2 protein-coding genes and 1 pseudogene are annotated in these 3,064 nt (G+C 62.3%); 2 read left to right on the top strand and 1 reads right to left on the bottom strand.

The genetic code is table 11. The features are described 5' to 3' along the window. Positions 1 to 271 precede the first annotated feature (271 nt). A complete protein-coding gene (gene aroA, locus AC07RO_RS27015; RefSeq protein WP_495087544.1) occupies positions 272 to 1,537 on the top strand; it encodes a 3-phosphoshikimate 1-carboxyvinyltransferase in 1,266 nt (421 codons plus the stop codon). A 261-nt stretch (positions 1,538 to 1,798) separates the two neighbouring features. Then, positions 1,799 to 2,677 (top strand): DUF2242 domain-containing protein, encoded by an 879-nt coding sequence (locus AC07RO_RS27010; RefSeq protein WP_495010080.1) that lies wholly within the window; start codon positions 1,799 to 1,801, stop codon positions 2,675 to 2,677. Between the two features lie 219 nt (positions 2,678 to 2,896). On the opposite strand, the pseudogene AC07RO_RS27005 reads toward AC07RO_RS27010, so the two are convergent. Next, positions 2,897 to 3,064, bottom strand: a pseudogene (locus tag AC07RO_RS27005) (threonine ammonia-lyase, biosynthetic); the annotation flags it as partial.

Raw genomic sequence — 3,064 nt, 5'->3', positions numbered from 1 at the left:
AGCGGTAGTTCAGTCGGTTAGAATACCGGCCTGTCACGCCGGGGGTCGCGGGTTCGAGTCCCGTCCGCTGCGCCATACATAGCTTCGAGGTCCTTGAACGCCTTGAAGCAACAGAGAAAGCGATCCCAGGATCGCTTTTTTTGTGCCTGCGATTTGGCGAAAGCATCGCCTGTCGCGCTGGATGCTGCACAGCCCGGCGATAAATGCCATCATCGCCGGCTGTAAACGCGGCGCTGTGCGGTGCCTGATTTCGAATTTGGAGAGCTGGACCATGGGCATGAACCAAACCATCACTGTCATCCCGCCGGGCGTACCGCTGACGGGCCATGTGTCGCCGCCCGGCTCGAAGTCCATCACCAACCGCGCGCTGCTCCTGGCTGCCCTCGCCAGAGGCACCAGCCATTTGCGCGGTGCACTGAAAAGCGACGACACCCGGCACATGTCCAATGCCCTGCGGCAGATGGGCGTTACCATCGACGAGCCTGACGACACCAGTTTCGTCGTCACCAGCAGCGGGCATCTTGAGGCGCCGCAAGACGCGCTGTTTCTCGGCAATGCCGGGACGGCGGTACGGTTTCTGACAGCGGCCGTGTGCACGGTGAATGGCAGCGTTACGCTGGACGGCGATCACTACATGCAGAAGCGCCCGATCGGCCCGTTGCTGGAGGCACTGCGCAAAGGCGGCTTGAACGCGGAAAGCGCCACCGGTTGTCCGCCGGTGGTGGTGCACGGGACCGGTTCGATCACCGCCACTCGCTTCGAAATCGACGGCGGCCTGTCGAGTCAGTACGTTTCCGCCCTGTTGATGGTGGCGGCCTGTGGCGATGCGCCGATTGAAGTGGCGCTGACCGGCAAGGAGATCGGCGCCCGTGGCTACATCGACCTGACCATCGCCTGCATGCGTGCGTTCGGGGCCGAGGTCGAGGTGCTGGATGATGCGTTGTGGCGCGTTGCGCCGACGGGTTACACCGCCTGCGATTACCAGATCGAGCCCGACGCCTCGGCCGCAACCTATTTGTGGGCTGCCGAGGCATTGACGGGCGGCAAGATCGACCTGGGAGTGGCGGGGGAGGCGTTCACTCAGCCAGACGCCAAGGCCATGGAAGTGATCGCGCAGTTTCCGAAGATGCCTGCGGTCATCAATGGCTCACAGATGCAGGACGCGATTCCTACGCTGGCGGTGCTGGCAGCCTTCAACGAGACGCCGGTGCGCTTCGTCGATCTGGCTAACCTGCGAGTCAAGGAATGCGATCGCGTTCAGGCGCTGCACGATGGCCTGAATCAGGTCCGGCCCGGGCTGGCCTCGGTAGAAGAGGATGACTTACTCGTTGCGTCTGATCCGAGTCTGGCGGGCACCAGCAGCAACGCCTTGATCAACACGCACTCCGACCATCGCATCGCCATGTGTTTCGCGCTGGCCGGTTTGAAAGTGGCGGGCGTGCGGATTCAGGATCCGGAATGCGTCGGCAAAACTTACCCCGGCTACTGGCGTGCGCTGGAATTCCTCGGCGTGAAATTGGTGCACGGCGAGGTCTGAAGCCCAGAGCATGCCGGGCCTGAGGCCGTCGACTGATCGATGCCAGGCCCGGCGTGCCGATTTTTCCGACCCTGTTGCGGACTGATCAGCGCACCCCGCGCTTCCCTGACAGGCCCACGGGTGCAGGCCCCGTGCACAGTTACCCTTTCGATGTATCCACACGGTTGCAAACTCTGCGTTGATCCCATGGCAGGCTTGTTGCAGACTTACCGGCGTTTTCTCCGGTCCACTTTCAGTCGACCAATTGCCCCAGGATGTTTGATGCCTAAATTACTGAGCTTTCGTACCGCATGCTGGGTCATTACCCTGCTGGCTGCCGCAGGCTGCTCGTCGAAAAAACCGACGGTCTATGAGCATGAGAATTTCGACGATGCCGGGACGTTCTCCCGCAACTACCCGGTGTCGGATGCCGCCACCTGCGAAGCGGCCCGGCGGGCACTGCTGAGCCAGGGCTACATCATCACCAGCAGCGATCCCAAAGTGATCAGCGGCCATAAAAGCTTCCAGCAGACCGGCGAAACCCACATGGAGATCAGCTTCAACGTGGTGTGTGCGCCGGACGGCAGTGCCGACAACAAGACCACCATGTTCGCCAATGCGCTGCAGGATCGCTATGCGCTGAAGAAGGTCAACAACTCCGCGAGTCTGGGGGTAGGCGTGCTGGGCTCGGTGTCTATGCCGATTGGCTCGACCGACGACTCGATGGTCAAGGTCGCCAGCGAAACCGTGGCATCGTCCAAGTTTTATGATCGTTTCTTCGGGCTGGTGGAAAACTTCCTGCCGCCTGAAGTGAAGAAAGCCGCGCACATTGAAGAGAAGCCAAAGACCGACCTGGGCATGCCTGAGCCGGTGCCGGGCAAACCGGCGGCGTTGACCGAGCAGAAGCCGGCGGCTGCACCTGCTGCTGCCGCGCCAGCTGCAACGACGCCCGTTGTGCCAGCGCCGTTGGCAACGCCTGCGACTCAGCCTGCGCCCGCTGCCGAACAGAGCAGCGAGCCAATGCCTGCACCTGCCGAACCGGAGCCGCTGAAGGCCGAAACAGCGACGCCTGTGGAGGCCGCGCCTGCCACAACGCCTGCGCCGGCAACGACCACCGAGCCGAGCGCTGCGCCAGCGGTTGAGTCAACGCCGGCGCAGTGAGCTGCGCTGCTACTTCCCAGGCGAGGTGCCGCGTGCTGACACCGCACGTGCAGCAAACTCAAAACCTGTGGGAGTGACGGGGGTGGCGCTCCACCTTGCTCACGAAGTAGTCATTTCAGCCACTGGAGGTTTAGTGGCTGTACTGAAGTCTTCGCGAGCAAGCTCGCTCCCACAAGGGTGCGCTGGGCCTGCAGATCTTCGGCGTCATTCGTAGCCGCATCACCCCAAAAACAGCTTGTAAGCAGGGTTCCTGGTTTCATCCCAATACGGATAGCCAATTTCCGCCAGGGCCTGGGGCACCAGATGCCGCTCATCCTCCGGCACCACCAACCCCGCCACCACTCGGCCATCCGCCGCGCCGTGATTGCGGTAGTGGAACATCGAAAT

This window comes from Pseudomonas sp. GW821-FHT07F05, from assembly GCF_059418765.1.
This window is presented reverse-complemented; position numbering and strand designations above follow the sequence as displayed.

Coding starts and splice junctions, on each gene's coding strand:
- aroA (WP_495087544.1), top strand. CDS start 272: ATGGGCATGAACCAAACCATCACTGTCATCCCGCCGGGCGTACCGCTG.
- AC07RO_RS27010 (WP_495010080.1), top strand. CDS start 1,799: ATGCCTAAATTACTGAGCTTTCGTACCGCATGCTGGGTCATTACCCTG.